Origin of the sequence: Shewanella sp. 10N.286.51.B7, assembly GCF_002873615.1 — a bacterium.
In the GTDB taxonomy this organism is placed as follows: Bacteria; Pseudomonadota; Gammaproteobacteria; order Enterobacterales; family Shewanellaceae; genus Shewanella; species Shewanella electrodiphila.
In genome coordinates, this window is sequence record NZ_MCUF01000030.1 from 12,351 (window position 1) to 29,792 (window position 17,442).

Genomic DNA, 17,442 nt, shown 5'->3' on the forward strand with positions numbered 1-17,442 from the left:
TATTCTTATTGATAATATACAACTGCGTTCAACTCAGTAAAATAAGAGGCATTGCATCAATGGAATGATTACACATAAAAGGATTGTATTATGTCAGCTTATGCTCGTCGGGCAATTGCCGAGAGACAACGTCAACATCAAATCAAGAGCCTATTATCAGGCAATAATCACACCCTGATTCAGATGAGCTCAGCTGAGTTTGTTGATTATGTCATATCGATAAAAATGAAGCAGGGAATGACTCGAGTGGAAGCAGTAGAATCACTTGATGCACTGTTAGCAAAGCATAACTCGCGCCCAGCTATTTGGGCTAAGCATAAAGATAAGTTAAAGACTGCAGGAGGTCTATATCCTGTTCTTGATGATGTGGCGGCACTTACTGTTTTGGCCACAGAGATGAAACGTCAAGGTAATGTGTTTGGCAAATTTAAAATCAAAGTCTATGGTAATGCCCCCGCTGTATTCATTAATAGTTACCCTGGCCTTCAGGGGCACTTAAGCGGTACCCGCTACCTTGCCAGCAATCCAAAGCTATTTACCATCGGAGTCGGTAAACTTAGTGCTAATAAAGCGATTAAGGGTGGCTTTGTCGTAAGTATCGTGTTTTCTGTTGCATTTCATTTTGTAGAGCAGGTACTTAATGATAATGCTACTTGGCATCACTTTGTCGCAGGGATAGCTATAGATATGGCTGTGGCAGGAGCTGCTATTGTAACCAGCCAAGCTATTATAACCGGAATTGGAATTTTTACGGGAAGTGTTATAGCTGGGGCGGCTATTACGCCACTTCTAGTTGTTGTTGCTGTTGGAGTTGTTTTCGCTTATAGCTTTTCTGATACTTCTCAATATACTAATTTTCTTGTAGTTGAATTAACTCAGCTAGAGAAGAGTTTGAATAGTGGTTTACTTAGTGAGAAAAATAAGTTGATCAAAGTCAGTAAACAATATCAGGAAAACCCCTATAGAGTATTGAGTCGATTTTTAGGTATTCCACAATTAGAGTTTGGGCGATAGTTATTATGAAGTTGATTGAGTGGAAGCGAGCAGAAAAAAAGCTTTCAGAACTGCAACCTAAAGAAGTTGCTCTATGTATAGTGCTTCCATTTTTGATTGCGTTTATTTGCATGGCAATAGCTAATGTTTTTGATAGCGAAGTTAGGATAATGTCAAATATTGGAGATTCCATTTTTATTAAAGAAAATAGCGGTAGAGTACCGTTAATTTTGCTTTTAATTCCATTTTGTTTCTTTTTGCTCGCTTCGATTCAAAGGTTAACTAACTTTTGCCCTAAATTAGCCACTGAGTACTTTATAAAAGGTATTGCTATAGTTCTACCAATATTCTTCATTAGTGTGTTTTTATTTAATTATTACGTAGAGAATAAACTTACATCCAAAGGTTATAGTTATTGTTCCTGGTACACAGGCCCTTCATTTCGAGCCCCTGATGTATGGTTGAAAAACGAGACGTTATGTTTGCAGTCTGGTTCATTAATACGCAGTGATATTGAAGAGTTCTTTGAAGATTACAATATAGAAGGTACTGCACCAACACTAGCCGAACTTGAAATGTTTATTGCAGAAGCTAAGCAAGTGCGTGAAGGCTATATTAATGGCCTTTGAAGGTTTGCTTGGGTTAAATAGCAGAGGGTTCACCAGGAACAGAGTAAAAATCTATCGAATCATATCGCTTCATCTTATTCATATTATGAAGGTGATAATTGAAAGCTCGATACTTAAAAGGTATCGGGCTTTTTAGTTGCTGGATGTTGTAAATCATCATGAAGTAAATCTAACCCAACATGTCAGCTCTTCTCTTATCCACTCATGTTGAATTGGATTCATGTATTGATGAATACAATTCAATTCATCAACTAAGTCTGTTTATTTACAATTAGTTGAATTGTCACAATAAACAAATTGAAGTCGACGAGCATGAATATTATTGAATTTATAACAGCAAACCTGTCTACCATTATTGCTTTGGCTGCCACTGGTGTCGTAGCGGGCATTTTAGCGGGCTTGTTGGGTGTAGGAGGCGGCATCGTTATTGTGCCTGTACTGTATTTTTTGTTTCAAGGTTTTGGGGTGTCAGCTGAATCAGCTATGTTGGTTGCGACTGCTACCTCGCTGGCAACCATAGTGCCAACCTCGGTGAGTTCGATTCGTTCTCATAATCAAAAAGGCAATGTCGATTTTGAACTGCTGAAGCGTTGGGGAGGATTTATTCTGCTCGGCGTTTTACTGGGGAGTTGGCTTGTGACGCGTGTTGATGGCGCTATCTTGACGGCGATGTTTGCCATCATTGCAACTTTATCAGCATTAAACATGTTATTGAGAACGGGGAAGTCTGCGCTTTTTCAACAATTACCCGGCAAAGCGGGCCAAACGATGATGGGCACTTCAATTGGCTTTTTTAGCTCGATGGTGGGTATTGGCGGCGGTACTATTTCTGTGCCATTACTGACGTTATTTAATTATCCTGCGCATAAGGCTGTTGGCACGGCTGCGGCGATTGGGCTCATTATTTCATTGCCTGCAGCACTGACTATGCTGATATTGGGGATCACTCCAAGCGATGCGCCAGCTGGGACATTGGGTCTAGTTAACCTATTTGGCTTTATGTGTATTGTCCCTTTGACGGTGTTATTTGCGCCGGTTGGTGCATCGCTCGGGGCAAAACTGGATGCTGCTAAATTGAAGAAGATCTTTGCTTTGGTATTACTCTTTACGGGGTTGCGTATGTTGATACAACCTTTTCTATAACTTGTTTATTTAGCTGTCTGTTTAGCTTCTCACTTTAGGAGGATTGTGTAAGTGCTCAGGTTAAGCACTTACCATTAGCCTTTCTAACTCGGGGTTTACGCTTTTATCGTTCGCTCATTGATAGTTCCTTTCGAACAATATCAGCCCCTGCTGTTAATGCTTGTAACTTTCCTCTTGCGACATCACGAGATAACGGCGCCATGCCGCAGTTAGTGCATGGGTACAGCTTATCAGCATCGACGTATTTAAGCGCTTCACGTAAGGTGTTGGCGACTTCTTCTGGTGTTTCAATGCTGTTGCTAGCGACATCAATAGCGCCGACCATGACTTTTTTACCGCGAATAAGCTCAAGCAGTTCGATGGGCACATGGGAGTTGTGACATTCCAGCGATATAATATCGATATTAGATTGTTGCAGCTTAGGAAAAGCCTGCTCATATTGGCGCCACTCTGAGCCCAAGGTCTTTTTCCAATCTGTGTTGGCTTTTATGCCGTAGCCATAGCAAATATGCACCGCTGTTTCACACTTAAGCCCTTCAATGGCTCGCTCTAAACAAGCAATACCCCATTCATTCACTTCGTCAAAAAATACATTAAATGCAGGCTCATCAAATTGAATAATATCAACGCCTGCGGCCTCTAACTCTTTGGCTTCTTGGTTAAGAATTTTGGCAAACTCCCAAGCCAGTTTTTCACGGCTTTGATAATGGGCATCATAAAGAGTGTCAATCATGGTCATAGGGCCAGGTAGCGCCCATTTGATCGGTTGATTGGTTTGTTGTCGCAGTATTTTTGCGTCTTCAACAAACACTGACTTTGGCCGAGAAACCGCACCGACTACTGTTGGAACGCTGGCGTCATAACGGTCACGAATTTTAATGGTTTTACGCTGTTCAAAATCGACACCCGTTAGGTGCTCAATAAAGGTGGTCACAAAGTGTTGGCGGGTTTGTTCGCCATCACTGACGATATCAATACCCGCTTGTTGTTGCTCATGCAGCGACAAACGCAGCGCATCGTGCTTACCGTCAATCAACTCTTGACCCTGTAATTTCCAAGGTGACCATAGCGCTTCTGGTTCTGCCAGCCATGAAGGTTTAGGTAAACTGCCAGCCGTTGATGTTGGCAGTAATGTTTTCACTGTATTCGTCGTCATAAGAGCTGCTGTCCGTTTGGCTAAAATTGTTTCGATTGCGATTGTTTATTCATGTACTTGTTTTAGCACTTGTTATTGGTGCGGGTTATTCATGTACTAGTTATTTATGCACTTGATTATTCATGTGTTTGTTAATAGCACTGCCGATTAAAGCGAGTAGCTCGCAGACCATTGTTCTAGAATGGCTTGATACGGTTTGATGAAGTACTCCTCGGCAAATTTACCCTGTTTAATGGCTAATTTACTGCGCTCATCTCGGTCATAAACAATCTGAGTGATAGAGTGATCTTGATTGCTCAAGTTAGGTTGGTAACAGTTACCTGCCACGGCATTCGCGTTATAAATTTCAGGTCGGTATATCTTTTGAAACGTCTCCATGGTGCTGATGGTGCTAATTAACTCAAGATTGCTGTAATCATTGAGTAAATCTCCAAAGAAATAGAATGCTAAAGGCGCCACACTTTTAGGCGGCATAAAATAGCGCACTTGTAGACCCATCTTTTTGAAATATTGCTCGGTTAACGATGACTCATTAGGCTGGTATTCATAGCCTAATAATGGGTGTTGATTGCCCGTGCGCTGATAGGTTTTGTTGTCTGACACACTCAGGCATATTACGGGTGTTTTTTTAAAGTGCTGTATATAGGTATCTGAATTAACAAAATACTTGAACAGCTTGCCGTGTAAGTCGCCGAAGGTATCAGGAATGCTAAATTGGCTCTGGCCTTTATTATGCTCAGACAGCAATACGCTAAAGTCATAATCACGGACATAAGATGAGAAGTTATTGCCGACTATGCCTTCAATACGCTCGTTGGTTTGATGATCAATAATATGGGTTTTTAATACTTCAATGGAGGGAAACGTCTGGCCACTGTTTTCAATTTCCATATCAACAGAGACAATTTCAAGTTCAACTGAATATCGGTCAGCTTTTGGGTTGTCCCAGTAAGCTAACGCATTAAAACTATTATCAATCATTTTTAACGCATTACGTAAGTTCTGTTGGCGGCTCTCACCTCTGGCCAAATTAGCAAAGTTAGTGGTAATACGGGTACTGTCTGATGGCTGGTAGTTCTCATCGAGACAGATGTTTTTAATCGTAAAAGTAAATTCGTTATTCATGATGTTCTGGTAACCCATCTTGTGTAATCAAAGCTGAATATTGGTTAATATTTTTAGTATTTTGCTGCTTTTTGATAACTGCCAGTCAGCAGTTTCAAGTTTTTCTAAGCTGTGTTTGATTTATACGTGTTTCATTACTTGATGAAAATTGATTAAATTTCCGCTACAACATGAGCGCTATTCATGTTGAGTTTTAAGTGAAGAAAATGGCTGAGATAGCGCGGTATTAAAACGCTAATAATGGGAGCTGTCAGGGTAGGCGTAACTTGTTTGAATTAGTGGCCACGATATTGGTTAACCATGCCTGAAATGATGCTTGCTGATTTGTCACCTGAAGGGATAAAGCGACAAGATTTGAGCGCCTCGACAGCATAAGATGTCGGGGCTTTTTAATATCGATAGGGTGGAAGAGTATTTTGCACCGTGTTTCAGATTCTGTGCTTATTTAGCGATTAGATACAAAAAATGGCTGAAATATGGCTTAATAATCAATAACGCAACTGCTGGTTGACAGATTAACAAGCTGGCTTGCTAGTGAGCAACTGCCTGATTTCTTATGCTTGCTGCTCAATTATTGATTAAAAGGACTCGCTAATGATACTTGCAGATAAGATTATTAGATTAAGGAAGAAACTGGGCTGGTCGCAGGAAGAGTTGGCTGAGAAAATGAATGTTTCTCGTCAGTCTGTTTCTAAATGGGAAGGGGCAAATAGCATTCCTGATTTAAATAAAATCATTATGCTTTCACAGATTTTTGATGTGTCTACAGACTTCTTACTAAAGGATGAGAACGAGGAATTTGAAGTTGCTACGGAAGCCAAAGAACCAGGCATTAACCATATTACCCTAGAGCAAGCGACTGAGTATGTTGAGCATAAAATCGCAATGACGAATCTTGTTTCTAAAGGCGTGGTTTTGTGTGTGTGTTCTGCAATGCCGTTATTTTTCTTTATGGCGATGGCGGAAACGAATCGATTAAACATGACGGGTGATATCGCAGCGGCATTGGGTATTGTGAGTGTGTTGATTTTGGTGTCAGTTGGAGTGAGCTTTTTTATCAAGACAAACCAATATCAAGATGAAATAGCGGCGATAGAAGATGAACCATTTGAACTCGCTTATGGTGTTCACAGCGTGTTTCATGAAAAGCGTAAACAGTTTAGACCGGCTTATAATTTGCGTTTATCTGTAGGTATCTTCTGTTTTATTGTTAGCTTTGTTCCGCTGCTGTGCGTGAGTATTTTTTCTTTTGAGCAAGATATCGTTTTATTAATGATAGATGTACTGCTTTTTATCATTGCAGTTGGCCTATTCATTATTTTACCGGTTTCAGCAAAATATGATGCCTATAGCAATGTATTGAAAGAAGCCGTTAAAGAGACAGAGACAACTAGACGTACTAAACGAGCGGAGAAGTTGGCTGGATTTTATTGGCCCTTGCTGATTGCTATCTATCTTGGCTGGAGCTTTTGGACAATGGCTTGGGGTATCACTTGGATTATTTGGCCTGTTGGCGCCGTACTGTTTGCCGCACTCGTTGGCTTGATGGAATTACTTCACAAAGACACGCCTTAATTAATACGTGGGAATTAATATGTGGGAAACAAGACGTGGGAAATAAGGTGTGGGAAATAAGGCCTGGGAAATCAGGGTACGAAGTTAATGCGCCGAAAGAAACCCAGAGTAAATCGCCAAGGGTAAACCTCTTCTGCGCACAACACATTTTATTCTGCATAATAAAGCCGATAACGTCGTAAAAATGGACAACAAACGCTGCCCGTAGGGGGCGGCTAAATCGGATTCTGCATTGTTGAGCGTTTTTTGCGAACAAAGAGGGCTTAAATTGCTAGGCGGCAATTCACTCGCCGCGCTTAATCGGTTTTATCTCGAACAAAACTCAACCCGTAATGAACAACACGCCCTAGTTAACACTTATTGATAATTGTTCTGCTAATTAAGGTTTTATTGATTTAATCATCTATAAGATCTATTAGCTTTGCAGTAGAGTGCGCGCAATTATGGCTTGGGAGGATTTATGGTAACAATTGAGTTAGTGGTGGTATTAGCTGCCATCTTTATCGGCGCACGGATTGGCGGCATTGGTATTGGCTTTGCTGGTGGTTTAGGTGTGTTGGTGTTAACTCTTGGGTTAGGTATGACCCCAGGTACCATTCCTATTGATGTGATTTTGATTATCATGTCAGTCATCGCAGCGATTGCGGCGATGCAAGTTGCGGGTGGATTGCAATATTTAGTTAATATTGCAGAAAGGATCTTACGCCGAAACCCTAAGCAGGTAACTTTTTTAGCCCCAGTTGTGACTTACACAATGACATTGTTTGCGGGTACGGGACATACAGCATTTTCCACTTTGCCCGTTATTGCTGAAGTCGCTAAAGAGCAGGGCATTCGTCCCTCAAGGCCATTAAGTATTGCCGTTGTTGCCTCTCAAATTGCGATTACAGCGTCACCGATTTCAGCTGCAGTTGTGCTTATGAGTGGCATGCTTGAAAGTAAAGGCGTGGGCTATATCAGTTTATTGATGATTTGTATTCCCTCTACTTTTCTTGCTTGTATGGTCGGTGCTTTTGTTGCCCAATTTATGGGTAAAGAGTTAAAAGATGACCCGGTTTATCAAGAACGTGTTGCGCAAGGTTTAGTGAGCAAACGCGAAACAAATAGCATTGAGTTACCTGCGAGCGCGAAGCGTTCAGTGATGGTTTTTCTGGTCGCTATTGTGGCGGTGGTGTTTTATGCCACGGCGATTAGTGATGCTGTTGCACTTATTGAGAATCCGACATTACCGCGAAATGAAGCCATTATGGTCTTTATGTTAACCGCCGCCACCGCTATTACCCTGTTTTGTAAAGTGGATACGGCAGAGGTGCTTAATGCTGCGACGTTTAAGTCGGGTATGAGCGCGTGTATTTGTGTATTAGGTGTAGCGTGGCTTGGTGATACTTTTGTTTCTGGGCATTTAGAAGAGATTAAAGCGCTATCGGGTGGCTTGTTAGAAGAGCACTCGTGGATGTTGGCTATTATTTTGTTTTTAGCTAGCATGTTGCTGTACTCGCAAGCAGCAACAACTGCGGCGTTAATGCCATCAGCATTTATGCTAGGGGTTAGCCCAGAGGCGGCCATTGCTTCGTTTGCAGCAGTGAGTGCGTTATTCGTATTGCCAACGTATCCAACCTTGTTGGCTGCTGTGGAAATGGATGACACTGGCTCTACCCGCATTGGTCAATGGGTATTTAATCATCCTTTTGTGATACCGGGTGTGGTGTCTATTGTGAGTTCAGTAATTATAGGCTTTGTACTTGCTGAGATGATTTTATAGGCATAAGTATGATTAGTTTTATTATCTAGTCATACAAGCTGTAGCTGAAATTTTTTGGGGTAGCTTATTGCTACCCCAATTATTTGCAGGGCTATTTATCTAGTTATTTGCTTAGTTATTTATCTAGTTATTTATCTAGTTATTTGCTTAGTTATTTCTCTAATGAGTTAGCACAAATAGTGATTATTTGGTGCGGCTTATTTTGTCGAGATAGCCCATGACAAAGGCTGATAACACAAAAGTGATATGGATAAGTAAGTACCACATTATTTTGTCGTTTTCGATATTTTCGGCATTCATAAACACCTTCAATAAATGAATCGATGAGATGGCGACAATTGAGGCCGCGACTTTGTTTTTAAGCGAGCCAGAATCCATCTTGCCAAGCCAGTTGAGCTTTTCATCTTTATCAGCGACATCAAGTTGTGAGACAAAGTTTTCATAGCCTGAAAACATCACCATCACGATAAGCCCGCCAACCAAAGTGATATCAATCAGTGATAAGGCAATTAGCACTAAATCAACTTCTTTCATTTGAAAGATAATTGGTAAGATATGAAAGATCTCCTGAAAGAACTTCAGACCCAGTGCAATCAAAATCAGGCTTAATCCTAGATAAATTGGCGCCATGATCCAGCGTGATGCATACATCAATTTCTCAAACATTTGTTCCATTGGTAATCCAACCTTTAAAATAAAAATCGCTACTCATCAGCGATTTTCGAACAATACCACAATGATGCTAATCCACACTCATCATTTTATCTTTCATCAAGATAATAAGTTTAGGTTATTTATCGGCACTGATGAGTTTACTTAAATTCAAGGCGCTAACTTAATTGTAGGTAGAACAAATATTGATATTGATGCACTTCAAAGCTGTAGATATTTTTTCTTGCTTGGCAAATCCATTGCCATTTTACTGATGCTAATAGCGCACGACTTTAGCTTTGAGGTGCCTTGCGCTAATGGCTATTAGTTATTACTAGCTATGTCCTACCTTGGCTTGATTGTTAAGGCCCACATGCTTCAACGCCGCTTGTAGCGCTTCATAGCGGAATAAGAAGGTATTTTGTTCAGGCAAGGAGTCAATCACACGGAACTTATTTAATTGCTCACGGGTTTGCGGATTTGGGCACAATAAAAACACTTCACAATGAGCATCTTGGGCATCTTTAATCGCATTTTCTAGTGCTAAACCGACTGTCACATCAATCATGGGGACGTCGGTTAAATCTAAAATCATCGCTTCATATTCGCTAATACTGTTGTGCTGACGTGATATTGCTTTCGATACGCTGAAAATCATCGGCCCCGACAAATAAAAGAACAACACTTTGCCGTTGGCTTGATCCAATAAATCACTTTCGCTTTGCGTGAGTGGTACCGTGTTTTGGTCTGCATCACTTATGGCTTTGACTTGGCGAGCTTGTTCACGGCTAAGGCGTTCAATAATGATGATGTTTGAGATAAACACCCCTAATCCGACCGCAACAATCAAATCGACAAACACAGTAAGCAGCATAACGCCGTACATGATGGCCATGCCTGCAACACTGACTTTATGAGCGCGCTGAATAAAGCTCCAATCTAAAATGTTAAAGCCCACATAGACAGCAATACCAGCCAGTACCGCCATCGGAATAGGTTCGGTTAATCCACCTGCGACAAGTACCACTAAGGCCAAAACCAGCGCACGAGTCATGCCTGAAACCGGTGAGCGCGCACCTACTTGAATGTTGGTTACTGTGCCCATCGTTGCGCCTGCACCGGGTAATGCGCCAAATAAACCGGCCAACATATTAGCTAAACCTTGGCCGCGTAATTCTTTATCTGAATCATGTTCTTTACGGGTTAATGAGTCGCCAATCACGGCTGTCAGTAAGGTATCAATACAGCCTAAAGTTCCGAGCACTAAGGCATCAATAATCATGGTGGTGAAGATTTCACTATTGATATGCGGGATGACGATTGAAGGAAGGCCTGCTGGGATCTCGCCAATTCGGCGTATGCTGTCATCATCAAAAAATATGATCGACAGTAATGTGACTGCGATTAACGCGACCAGTTGTGCGGGGACATATTTACGGTGTTTTTGTGGGAATAAAAATAAAGTGACTAGGGTTAATATGCCTAAAAATAGTTCTTTGAAATCTATGTTTATTAAGGTCTCTGGCAGCGCATTAAGTGTCCCAATAACACCGCCAGCAGGAGCTGCATGGCCTAAAAGTGGCGACAACTGTAAGATAATAAGAATGATACCAATGCCAGACATGAAACCAGACACTACGCTGTAGGGCATTAGGGTGACATATTTACCTAATTTGAGCATACCCAGCAAAAACTGAAATGCACCAGCCATCATTACAATGGTAAATGAAATTGCTACGCCTGATTCTGGGTATTTGGCCACCATGGTGGTCAAAATAGCCGTCATGATCACTGTCATTGGGCCCGTAGGCTCAGAAATTAGTGTCGAAGAACCGCCAAATAATGCGGCAAAAAAACCAACGAGAATGGCGCCCCATAACCCCGCTTCTGCGCCAGCACCTGACGCTACACCAAAGGCGAGAGCAAGTGGTAATGAAATAATGGCAGTAGTAACACCACCAAATATATCTCCCTTTAGACTGACATCTTGAAAGCGTTGTTTAAACAAAGCGAATACCACCTAAAACGTTAGCAACACAAAATTTTTGCAGCATTGTATAGTGAATACATTAATGGGATCAATGTCGCAAATGTAATTGAATTTGCGAGCCTGCTTTGCAAATGAGATTTGTTGCATGAGATTACATTTTTAGGCAGAATTTCGCTAAATAAGGCCATGTCTTTTAGAGTTATTAGCTTCTTAAATATAGCTTCTTAAGCTTGGGTTAATTTAAGCTTGGGTTAATTTAAGCTTGGCCGCCGTAGTGCTTCTTTATCTGAATGTTGGACAGTGTGAACCGATTTTTAAAGCAGACAAATTATAAATTACTGCTAAGTTCAAGCTCATTATATTGATTTAATCTTGGCCTCAGGTAGGGTTGTTACAGTCTGTTACGACGTCAATTAATTCAACACTTAAAGAGAGCATTGCTATTATGGGGACTTCTAATTCAAACACTACTCGCCGCAAGCCTTTAGTGGGCTTGGGTATTGTCGCTGCTATTATCGTATTGGTTGCGGTAGTTTTTTCGGTTTTGCCTAAAGGTTTTAAAACTTCCCATGAGGATATTGGTTCGGGTATCTCTGCAGTCGTATTTGTCTATGATCCCAACCTTGCTGTAAGTAATAGCCAGACAGAGCAAATGAATGAGGCTCGTGGTGCATTAGGTGATGATGTTGCTTTTCTTATTGCAAGGATCGGTACCCCAGAGGGTGACCAGTTTATTGGCAAGTATCAAGCCAGACCTGCTGAGGTACTCCTTTTTGAGCCAGCAGGTAAGTTGGTGAAAAGGCAGTATGCATTAATGAATGCCAATGAGCTTATGCGCTGGGTTAAGTAGCGAATTTATCGGGGTGCATAATTAGGAGATGTTGAGCTTTCAAGGTTATTTTTCGCGATTTTTGCCTAGATTGCTAGGCGGTAATCCACTTGCGGCGCTTAATCCGTTTTTATCTCGAAAAACTCAACCAGCAAAGTCCAACCCCTAGCACAACTTAAAAAAGGCCAGAATAGCTTTATTCTGGCCTTTTTGTTGACGAATTAGTGGCTGGTTTTCTCAAGCCAATGTTCATCCGCTTCTTTGATGAATTGGTGTTTGTTTCCAAGCCAATTTTCTCTCACGCTCAAGCTGTAGTTTAAGTAGAGTTTGTCTTCAAATACGGTAAAAGCGAGTGGGTCACTACTGACCACAAAGCCACTGCTCATGGCATAGGCGCAGTATCCTCCGTATTGCGGTATATATCGCTCAGGGGATTGTTCAAATAACTGTAGATGCTGCAGGCTGGCAAACAACCACTGTGTGCTTTGGTATTCAATCTGAAATTGGCGGTCACCTTTTACGGCTTTATTGTCAGTAAAATAAGCGACAACATCATATCCAGAAACAGCGTAACCTTCGTTATTATAGATGGGGTGTTTATTTAAGCTGGTGCAGCCTGCCATGATGAATAATATCAGTGGCAGTAATAGTGTCGTCAGTAATTTCATCTCATATCCTTTGGAAGACTTCGCCTTATTCAGTTGTAAAGTACAACTGGTCTCGCTGGTTATCTTGATAAAGAATGAGACCTAATAAAGCAGTAAATCATTTCAGAAAGAGTGAAATAGCCAAGAATATTTAAATACAAATTGTGATTACAATGCGCATTCACCTTGGCTGAGTTCGTTGGTTAATCTGCGTAACATGGTTTCAGAGGTAAAACCACGGCGTTTAGCCAATACATGTCCTTGGGTATCAAGTACTAAAGTGGTTGGAAAGCCTTTCACGCCACCGCTTTTACGTACAAACATTTTATTGCTTTGCTTAGAGGGTATATCGGCTGAAAAATGACGTAATTCGCGTTTGAGTTGGCTTTTAGAGCCTTTATCCCCGACTAAAGTAAAGTGCACGCTATTGCCACATTCGCCTAATAGCTCTGTGATTATTTTGCCCTGCTTTTTACACCAACTGCAATCGGGTTGAAAGTACATCAACACGGTAGGTTTTTCTGCATGGTAACTCACCGAGGATTGACTGGTGCGCAAATCCTTTAATTGGATTTGCGCCACAGAAAGTGCGGTATTCGCATGATCTGCACTGGCAGTGCTACCGACAGCTAAAGCTGTCAGTAGCACTAGGCAGTTAAAGCTTGCCTTCAACGGCAACATAGAATTCTCGACCATGAAGTGGACCATAGATGTAAGCTACGTCATAGCCGCCATCAGCATCATAAAACAGTGGTGATTCACCTTCTTCTATTTGGGTGTAGTTGAAGATATTAGATAAACCGCCATAGACCTTGATGTTATTGTTGCTGGACTATGTCGTGCCTACTTCAGTGGAGATATTGCAATTTCAGTGCTGCATTTATTCTTACACTATTCATATCGAAGATTTTTGGGTTAAATGCTACTATAAATAAAATAACAATAATTTCACATCGTCATTTATGCCCAAGCTTAGCGACTTAAAAAACGATAATAATATAGCGCTCAGTAACGAAAGTTTACATTCTCTCCTTTGGGGGCTGTTACTCACTTTTGTTGTGTGTGCTTGTGTGCTGAGTACTTCTGTTAAAGCTGATACCATCGTTATTCCTGAGTTCCAGCAAGGCAGCCTGGGTAAGCAAACTCAGTACTTTAGAGAGCAAAATAACAAGCTTTCATTGAGCCAAGCCCTTGAGCATTTTGAAACGGGCTCGCTCACTCGTGGCAGCAGTAACTCTATTTCTTTAGGCATTGATGTAACTCCAGTCTGGATGATGTTTACGGTCAATAACACATCACATGCGCCAACTCCTTACCGACTATCAGTTGAAACACCCTGGATTGATTACATCGATACTTGGCTAATACAAGATGGAAAAGTGGCGCAACATATTGCTGGTGGCGATGGCTTGTCCTTTGAGTCAAGACCCATGCAATATCGTTTTTACGCATTTGAACACGCCTTTGTTTCGGGTGAAACCCAAGTCATTATGCGCGTAGAAACAAAAGGCCCGATGGCACTGCCGATACAATTTAGCTCATTAGAACAAGCCATTCATCGTGATATTAATAGCGGTTATCAATATGGCGCTTTATACGGCATTATGCTGGCGCTTGCGCTATATAATTTGGTGCTTTTTGTATTTATTCGACAGAGAGAATATTGTCTTTACGGCTTATATCTTCTAGGTTTTGTGCTTAATAGTCTGTCTTATACGGGCCAATTACACACCATTATTACCTATGATTTTGGTGTTTACTTTCAAGATTGGCTCGATATATTCCTCATGATTACTTACAGCGTAGCTGGATTGCATTTTGCTCGTTCATTACTGCAAACAAAGGAGTATGCTCCTGGATTAGATCGATTTGTGTTACGCACTACCTTATACATTCCTTTCGGAATGCTGATTGGTTTTATTTTCAATCAGTTGTTTTTCTCCATGGTGCTAGCGTTTTTACTTAACACCTGTTTTGTGGTGCTATTTATCGCCATGGGCGTTAAAGCGCTGAATGCTAAAAAACCATTTGCAGTGATTTTTATTCTTTCCTCTGTCACTGCCGCCATATGTATCACTATCTCAACATTGGCAGTTGCGGGGGTGTTAGTGCCTTATAACGACTACACCTTTAAGGCTATTGAAGTCGGCATGGCGTTCGAAGCCATTTTGTTAGCTTCGATTTTGGCGCGCCAATTTAGAGTTGCTCAGATTGATAAATTAATTGCTGAAAAATACGCCCGCACCGATCCACTGACTGAGTTAAATAATCGTAGAGGGTTTCAAGAATTAACTGAGCCCCTTTGGCAGCAGATCGTTTATCAGAAGGGTGACGCATCGTTATTATTAATCGATGTCGACTCTTTTAAAGATGTTAACGACACTCATGGTCATAGTGTTGGTGATGAGGTGTTGAAAGCCATTGCGAAAGTGATTTCTGAATCCTGCCGCCAAGGTGATATTTCAGCGCGCTGGGGCGGTGAAGAGTTCATTGTTTTTTTACCTCATACCTCTCGCGATAGTGCCATTACTCAAGCTGAAGTGATAAGAGAAGCGATAGAAAAAGTTGAATTTTTAGCGCTAGAGCTTTCGTTAACCTTAACCGCTAGTTTTGGTGTGGCAGGTTCAGTAGCCAATCAGTTTGAGGATACCCCGTTAACTTTAGCAAGGTTTGAGCCTATGATTAAAAATGCAGACAGAGCATTATATATCGCCAAATATAGCGGTAAAAACCAAGTCAGAATAGTGAGTTAACGTTCAAGTTCTCGCTTGTTGAACACTGATTTACAGCTAGAAATATCATTAGCTAAACAAAAATTAATGGTCGAATACTCTTGTAATGGTAGAATGCGCGCAATCAAGCCACAAGGCTTTCATCCCGCTTTGCTTCATATCAGATTAGAGTCATTATGAAACGGATTTTATTACCTACCTTATTAGCATTTTCAAGTGCTGCAGTTGCTGTTGAACCACTATTTGAAACACCAAAAGATATGGAGCCGACTTGGGTCGATGACATTTTATCTGTGTTTGGTGCTGATGGTGAATTTGATGACAGCAAACCGATTGATATGAGTTACTTACCAACTGCTTATTACACGCCTGAGAAAAAATTTGGCGTGGGATTGTTGATGGTAGGCTTATATAAAACCGAAGGTTCTACATCGGAAGAGCAGCCTTCATCGTTGGTGCTGAACTCTTTTGTGTCGATGAATAACTCCTATGGTATTGAAGTTGAAAACATGACGTTTTTCAATGGTGGTAAACAAAGGCTGTTACTGGATTTAGAGCTATACAATGAAGCTGCAGTCTACTATGGCCAAGGCATTGAAGATGGCAATATCGATGCCAATCACCATGAGTATGAAGAGCAAGCTTATGGCTTTAAACCTCGTTGGATGACAGAAATTGCTGACAATTACTTTTTAGGTGTTGGAGCTGATTTTACTTATTCTAGTGCTGAAAAACTGGAATTAGTTGAAACTGGTGAGCCGGTTGACGAAAACAGCCTATTGCCGAGTAACTTTAGTTCTGGTGTTGTCGTCACCAGTATTTACGACTCCCGTGACTATCGTTTGAATGCCACTAAAGGTTGGTTATTTCAAATTGATGCAGGGTTTTATCAAAACAGCGAATATTCTACTTTTTCGACCTATAATATCGAGTTAGCCAACTATATTGATTTAAGCTCAACGTCTATTTTAGCTAATGCTCCTGGTCTAATTGCTTGGCAAGTCCAAGGTAATTTTACCAGTGGTGATGTGCCTTGGAATATGTTGCCTGACTTGGGTGGTTCTAGTGCCATGCGTGGTTTCATTAAAGGCCGATACCGTGACGAGCAAATGATGATGGGACAAGTTGAGTATCGTTTACCGATTTTCCAACGCTATGGCATGGTATTTTGGGGCGCGGTTGGCAGTGTTGCACCTAATGTCAGTGACTTAACTGAAGAGCTATTAGCCTCATACGGCACAGGTTTCCGATTTAAAATCAAAGACAATATTAACTTACGTTTTGATGTTGGTGTGGGCGAAAACGAAACTAACTTTTACTTAAATGTGAACGAAGTATTTTGATGATCTTGCCGATTGATTTTTTTCCGCTTAAGCGTTTGCTCGCCATAGTCTTAATGTTGTCTTTCAGTCAGCAGGTTATTGCTGCGCTTGAAGAAAATCAGTTAGTAGAAAATCAATCAGTAAAAAGTCAGTTAGTAGAAAATCAGCCTACAAAAAAGCTATCTACAAAAAAGCAGTGCACCCGTCATGCCAATTACGACATTTATCTCAGTGGTATTCATACTGGCACAATGAAAAGAGCGGAAAATTGGCAGGGTAAGTCAGCGGTGGTTACCTCGACAAGTAAAGCGAGCATTTTAGGGATCGGCACTCAATATGATCAACGAGCAGAACTGTCATGGTCTGATACGACCGAAGAATGGATCATTGAGCGATTTCATCAGTTAGTCACAGGGTTTCGTGCAAGGGATATGAAAGTCTCTTTAAGTAAGGACGGGCTTGAATCAGAGGTGGATATTGATGGCGATATCGACCGCTATAAATCGGCTCACATACCGCTAAGAGATGTCGATACTTTAGCGATTCAAATGCGTCAATTGTTAATGCAAGGTCGCAGTCAGTTTGCGTTAGTTAGACAAGCTTCAGATGATATCGAGCCGTATCAGTTGTATGTTAAACCCACGATTAAGGCAACAATTGAACCATGGGGGGAAATGAAATTGATCCCTGTTGAGCAGTCAGGAGCTGAGGAAGTGACCTATTACTTTGCTCCGGATATGGACTATCAGTTAGTCAGAGCTCGCTATCATGGTTTCATTTTACAAGGGGTTATTGAGCTTAACGAGTACAACTCAACATGTGAGCGACTGACACAATAACTGCTTGCTACTAAAGCTTGCTGTGATAAAAATAAGCTGATGCAATATC

15 protein-coding genes are annotated in these 17,442 nt (G+C 41.2%); 9 read left to right on the forward strand and 6 right to left on the reverse strand.

What is annotated here, in order from left to right; genetic code table 11:
• Positions 1 to 90: 90 nt before the first annotated feature.
• From BCU84_RS08855 to BCU84_RS08865, 3 genes are all read left to right on the forward strand, one after another.
• Complete coding sequence (locus tag BCU84_RS08855; protein ID WP_102527730.1) at positions 91 to 1,014, forward strand: hypothetical protein; 924 nt, start codon at positions 91 to 93, stop codon at positions 1,012 to 1,014.
• Positions 1,015 to 1,019: 5 nt separating this feature from the next.
• On the forward strand, positions 1,020 to 1,622 hold the full coding sequence (locus tag BCU84_RS08860) for a DUF1240 domain-containing protein (protein WP_241906396.1): 603 nt from the start codon (positions 1,020 to 1,022) through the stop codon (positions 1,620 to 1,622).
• A 312-nt stretch (positions 1,623 to 1,934) separates the two neighbouring features.
• Positions 1,935 to 2,765, forward strand: coding sequence for a sulfite exporter TauE/SafE family protein (locus BCU84_RS08865; protein ID WP_102527731.1), 831 nt, complete (start codon positions 1,935 to 1,937; stop codon positions 2,763 to 2,765).
• A gap of 103 nt (positions 2,766 to 2,868) precedes the next feature.
• Here the strand turns inward: BCU84_RS08865 and BCU84_RS08870 are convergent, their stop codons facing one another.
• A complete protein-coding gene (locus tag BCU84_RS08870) occupies positions 2,869 to 3,906 on the reverse strand; it encodes a methionine synthase (RefSeq protein WP_102527779.1) in 1,038 nt (345 codons plus the stop codon).
• Positions 3,907 to 4,068: 162 nt separating this feature from the next.
• Positions 4,069 to 5,046 carry a DUF1852 domain-containing protein gene (locus BCU84_RS08875; RefSeq protein WP_102527780.1) on the reverse strand — a complete coding sequence of 326 codons (978 nt, stop codon included), beginning with the start codon at positions 5,044 to 5,046 and terminating at the stop codon, positions 4,069 to 4,071.
• Between the two features lie 594 nt (positions 5,047 to 5,640).
• Between BCU84_RS08875 and BCU84_RS08880 the strand changes: the two genes are divergently transcribed.
• On the forward strand, positions 5,641 to 6,621 hold the full coding sequence (locus BCU84_RS08880; RefSeq protein WP_102527732.1) for a helix-turn-helix transcriptional regulator: 981 nt from the start codon (positions 5,641 to 5,643) through the stop codon (positions 6,619 to 6,621).
• Between the two features lie 460 nt (positions 6,622 to 7,081).
• Positions 7,082 to 8,383, forward strand: coding sequence for an anaerobic C4-dicarboxylate transporter (locus BCU84_RS08885; protein ID WP_102527733.1), 1,302 nt, complete (start codon positions 7,082 to 7,084; stop codon positions 8,381 to 8,383).
• Positions 8,384 to 8,566: 183 nt separating this feature from the next.
• Here the strand turns inward: BCU84_RS08885 and BCU84_RS08890 are convergent, their stop codons facing one another.
• Together BCU84_RS08890 and BCU84_RS08895 are read right to left on the reverse strand one after the other, a co-directional pair.
• A complete protein-coding gene (locus BCU84_RS08890; protein ID WP_102527734.1) occupies positions 8,567 to 9,058 on the reverse strand; it encodes a TIGR00645 family protein in 492 nt (163 codons plus the stop codon).
• Positions 9,059 to 9,368: 310 nt separating this feature from the next.
• Positions 9,369 to 11,042 carry a SulP family inorganic anion transporter gene (locus BCU84_RS08895; RefSeq protein ID WP_102527735.1) on the reverse strand — a complete coding sequence of 558 codons (1,674 nt, stop codon included), beginning with the start codon at positions 11,040 to 11,042 and terminating at the stop codon, positions 9,369 to 9,371.
• A 427-nt stretch (positions 11,043 to 11,469) separates the two neighbouring features.
• On the opposite strand from BCU84_RS08895, the gene BCU84_RS08900 reads away from it, so the two are divergent.
• Positions 11,470 to 11,874 carry a hypothetical protein gene (locus BCU84_RS08900; protein ID WP_102527736.1) on the forward strand — a complete coding sequence of 135 codons (405 nt, stop codon included), beginning with the start codon at positions 11,470 to 11,472 and terminating at the stop codon, positions 11,872 to 11,874.
• Positions 11,875 to 12,074: 200 nt separating this feature from the next.
• On the opposite strand, the gene BCU84_RS08905 is transcribed toward BCU84_RS08900, so the two are convergent.
• On the reverse strand, positions 12,075 to 12,521 hold the full coding sequence (locus BCU84_RS08905; protein WP_102527737.1) for a YHS domain-containing (seleno)protein: 447 nt from the start codon (positions 12,519 to 12,521) through the stop codon (positions 12,075 to 12,077).
• A gap of 147 nt (positions 12,522 to 12,668) precedes the next feature.
• On the reverse strand, positions 12,669 to 13,196 hold the full coding sequence (locus tag BCU84_RS08910) for a thioredoxin fold domain-containing protein (protein ID WP_102527738.1): 528 nt from the start codon (positions 13,194 to 13,196) through the stop codon (positions 12,669 to 12,671).
• Between the two features lie 374 nt (positions 13,197 to 13,570).
• Between BCU84_RS08910 and BCU84_RS08915 the strand changes: the two genes are divergently transcribed.
• From BCU84_RS08915 to BCU84_RS08925, 3 genes are all read left to right on the forward strand, one after another.
• On the forward strand, positions 13,571 to 15,253 hold the full coding sequence (locus tag BCU84_RS08915) for a diguanylate cyclase (protein WP_198589553.1): 1,683 nt from the start codon (positions 13,571 to 13,573) through the stop codon (positions 15,251 to 15,253).
• Positions 15,254 to 15,408: 155 nt separating this feature from the next.
• Positions 15,409 to 16,575, forward strand: a complete 1,167-nt coding sequence (locus tag BCU84_RS08920) for a BamA/TamA family outer membrane protein (RefSeq protein ID WP_102527740.1) — start codon at positions 15,409 to 15,411, stop codon at positions 16,573 to 16,575.
• On the forward strand, positions 16,575 to 17,393 hold the full coding sequence (locus BCU84_RS08925; RefSeq protein ID WP_241906397.1) for a hypothetical protein: 819 nt from the start codon (positions 16,575 to 16,577) through the stop codon (positions 17,391 to 17,393). The genes BCU84_RS08920 and BCU84_RS08925 overlap by 1 nt, the downstream gene beginning before the upstream one ends.
• Positions 17,394 to 17,442 lie beyond the last annotated feature (49 nt).

What these genes read in the sequence shown, in the direction of transcription:
- BCU84_RS08890 (WP_102527734.1), bottom strand. Translation starts at nt 9,058, where the DNA reads ATGGAACAAATGTTTGAGAAATTGATGTATGCATCACGCTGGATCATG.
- BCU84_RS08900 (WP_102527736.1), top strand. Translation starts at nt 11,470, where the DNA reads ATGGGGACTTCTAATTCAAACACTACTCGCCGCAAGCCTTTAGTGGGC.
- BCU84_RS08885 (WP_102527733.1), top strand. Translation starts at nt 7,082, where the DNA reads ATGGTAACAATTGAGTTAGTGGTGGTATTAGCTGCCATCTTTATCGGC.
- BCU84_RS08865 (WP_102527731.1), top strand. Translation starts at nt 1,935, where the DNA reads ATGAATATTATTGAATTTATAACAGCAAACCTGTCTACCATTATTGCT.
- BCU84_RS08855 (WP_102527730.1), top strand. Translation starts at nt 91, where the DNA reads ATGTCAGCTTATGCTCGTCGGGCAATTGCCGAGAGACAACGTCAACAT.
- BCU84_RS08920 (WP_102527740.1), top strand. Translation starts at nt 15,409, where the DNA reads ATGAAACGGATTTTATTACCTACCTTATTAGCATTTTCAAGTGCTGCA.
- BCU84_RS08925 (WP_241906397.1), top strand. Translation starts at nt 16,575, where the DNA reads ATGATCTTGCCGATTGATTTTTTTCCGCTTAAGCGTTTGCTCGCCATA.
- BCU84_RS08880 (WP_102527732.1), top strand. Translation starts at nt 5,641, where the DNA reads ATGATACTTGCAGATAAGATTATTAGATTAAGGAAGAAACTGGGCTGG.
- BCU84_RS08860 (WP_241906396.1), top strand. Translation starts at nt 1,020, where the DNA reads ATGAAGTTGATTGAGTGGAAGCGAGCAGAAAAAAAGCTTTCAGAACTG.
- BCU84_RS08910 (WP_102527738.1), bottom strand. Translation starts at nt 13,196, where the DNA reads ATGGTCGAGAATTCTATGTTGCCGTTGAAGGCAAGCTTTAACTGCCTA.
- BCU84_RS08875 (WP_102527780.1), bottom strand. Translation starts at nt 5,046, where the DNA reads ATGAATAACGAATTTACTTTTACGATTAAAAACATCTGTCTCGATGAG.
- BCU84_RS08905 (WP_102527737.1), bottom strand. Translation starts at nt 12,521, where the DNA reads ATGAAATTACTGACGACACTATTACTGCCACTGATATTATTCATCATG.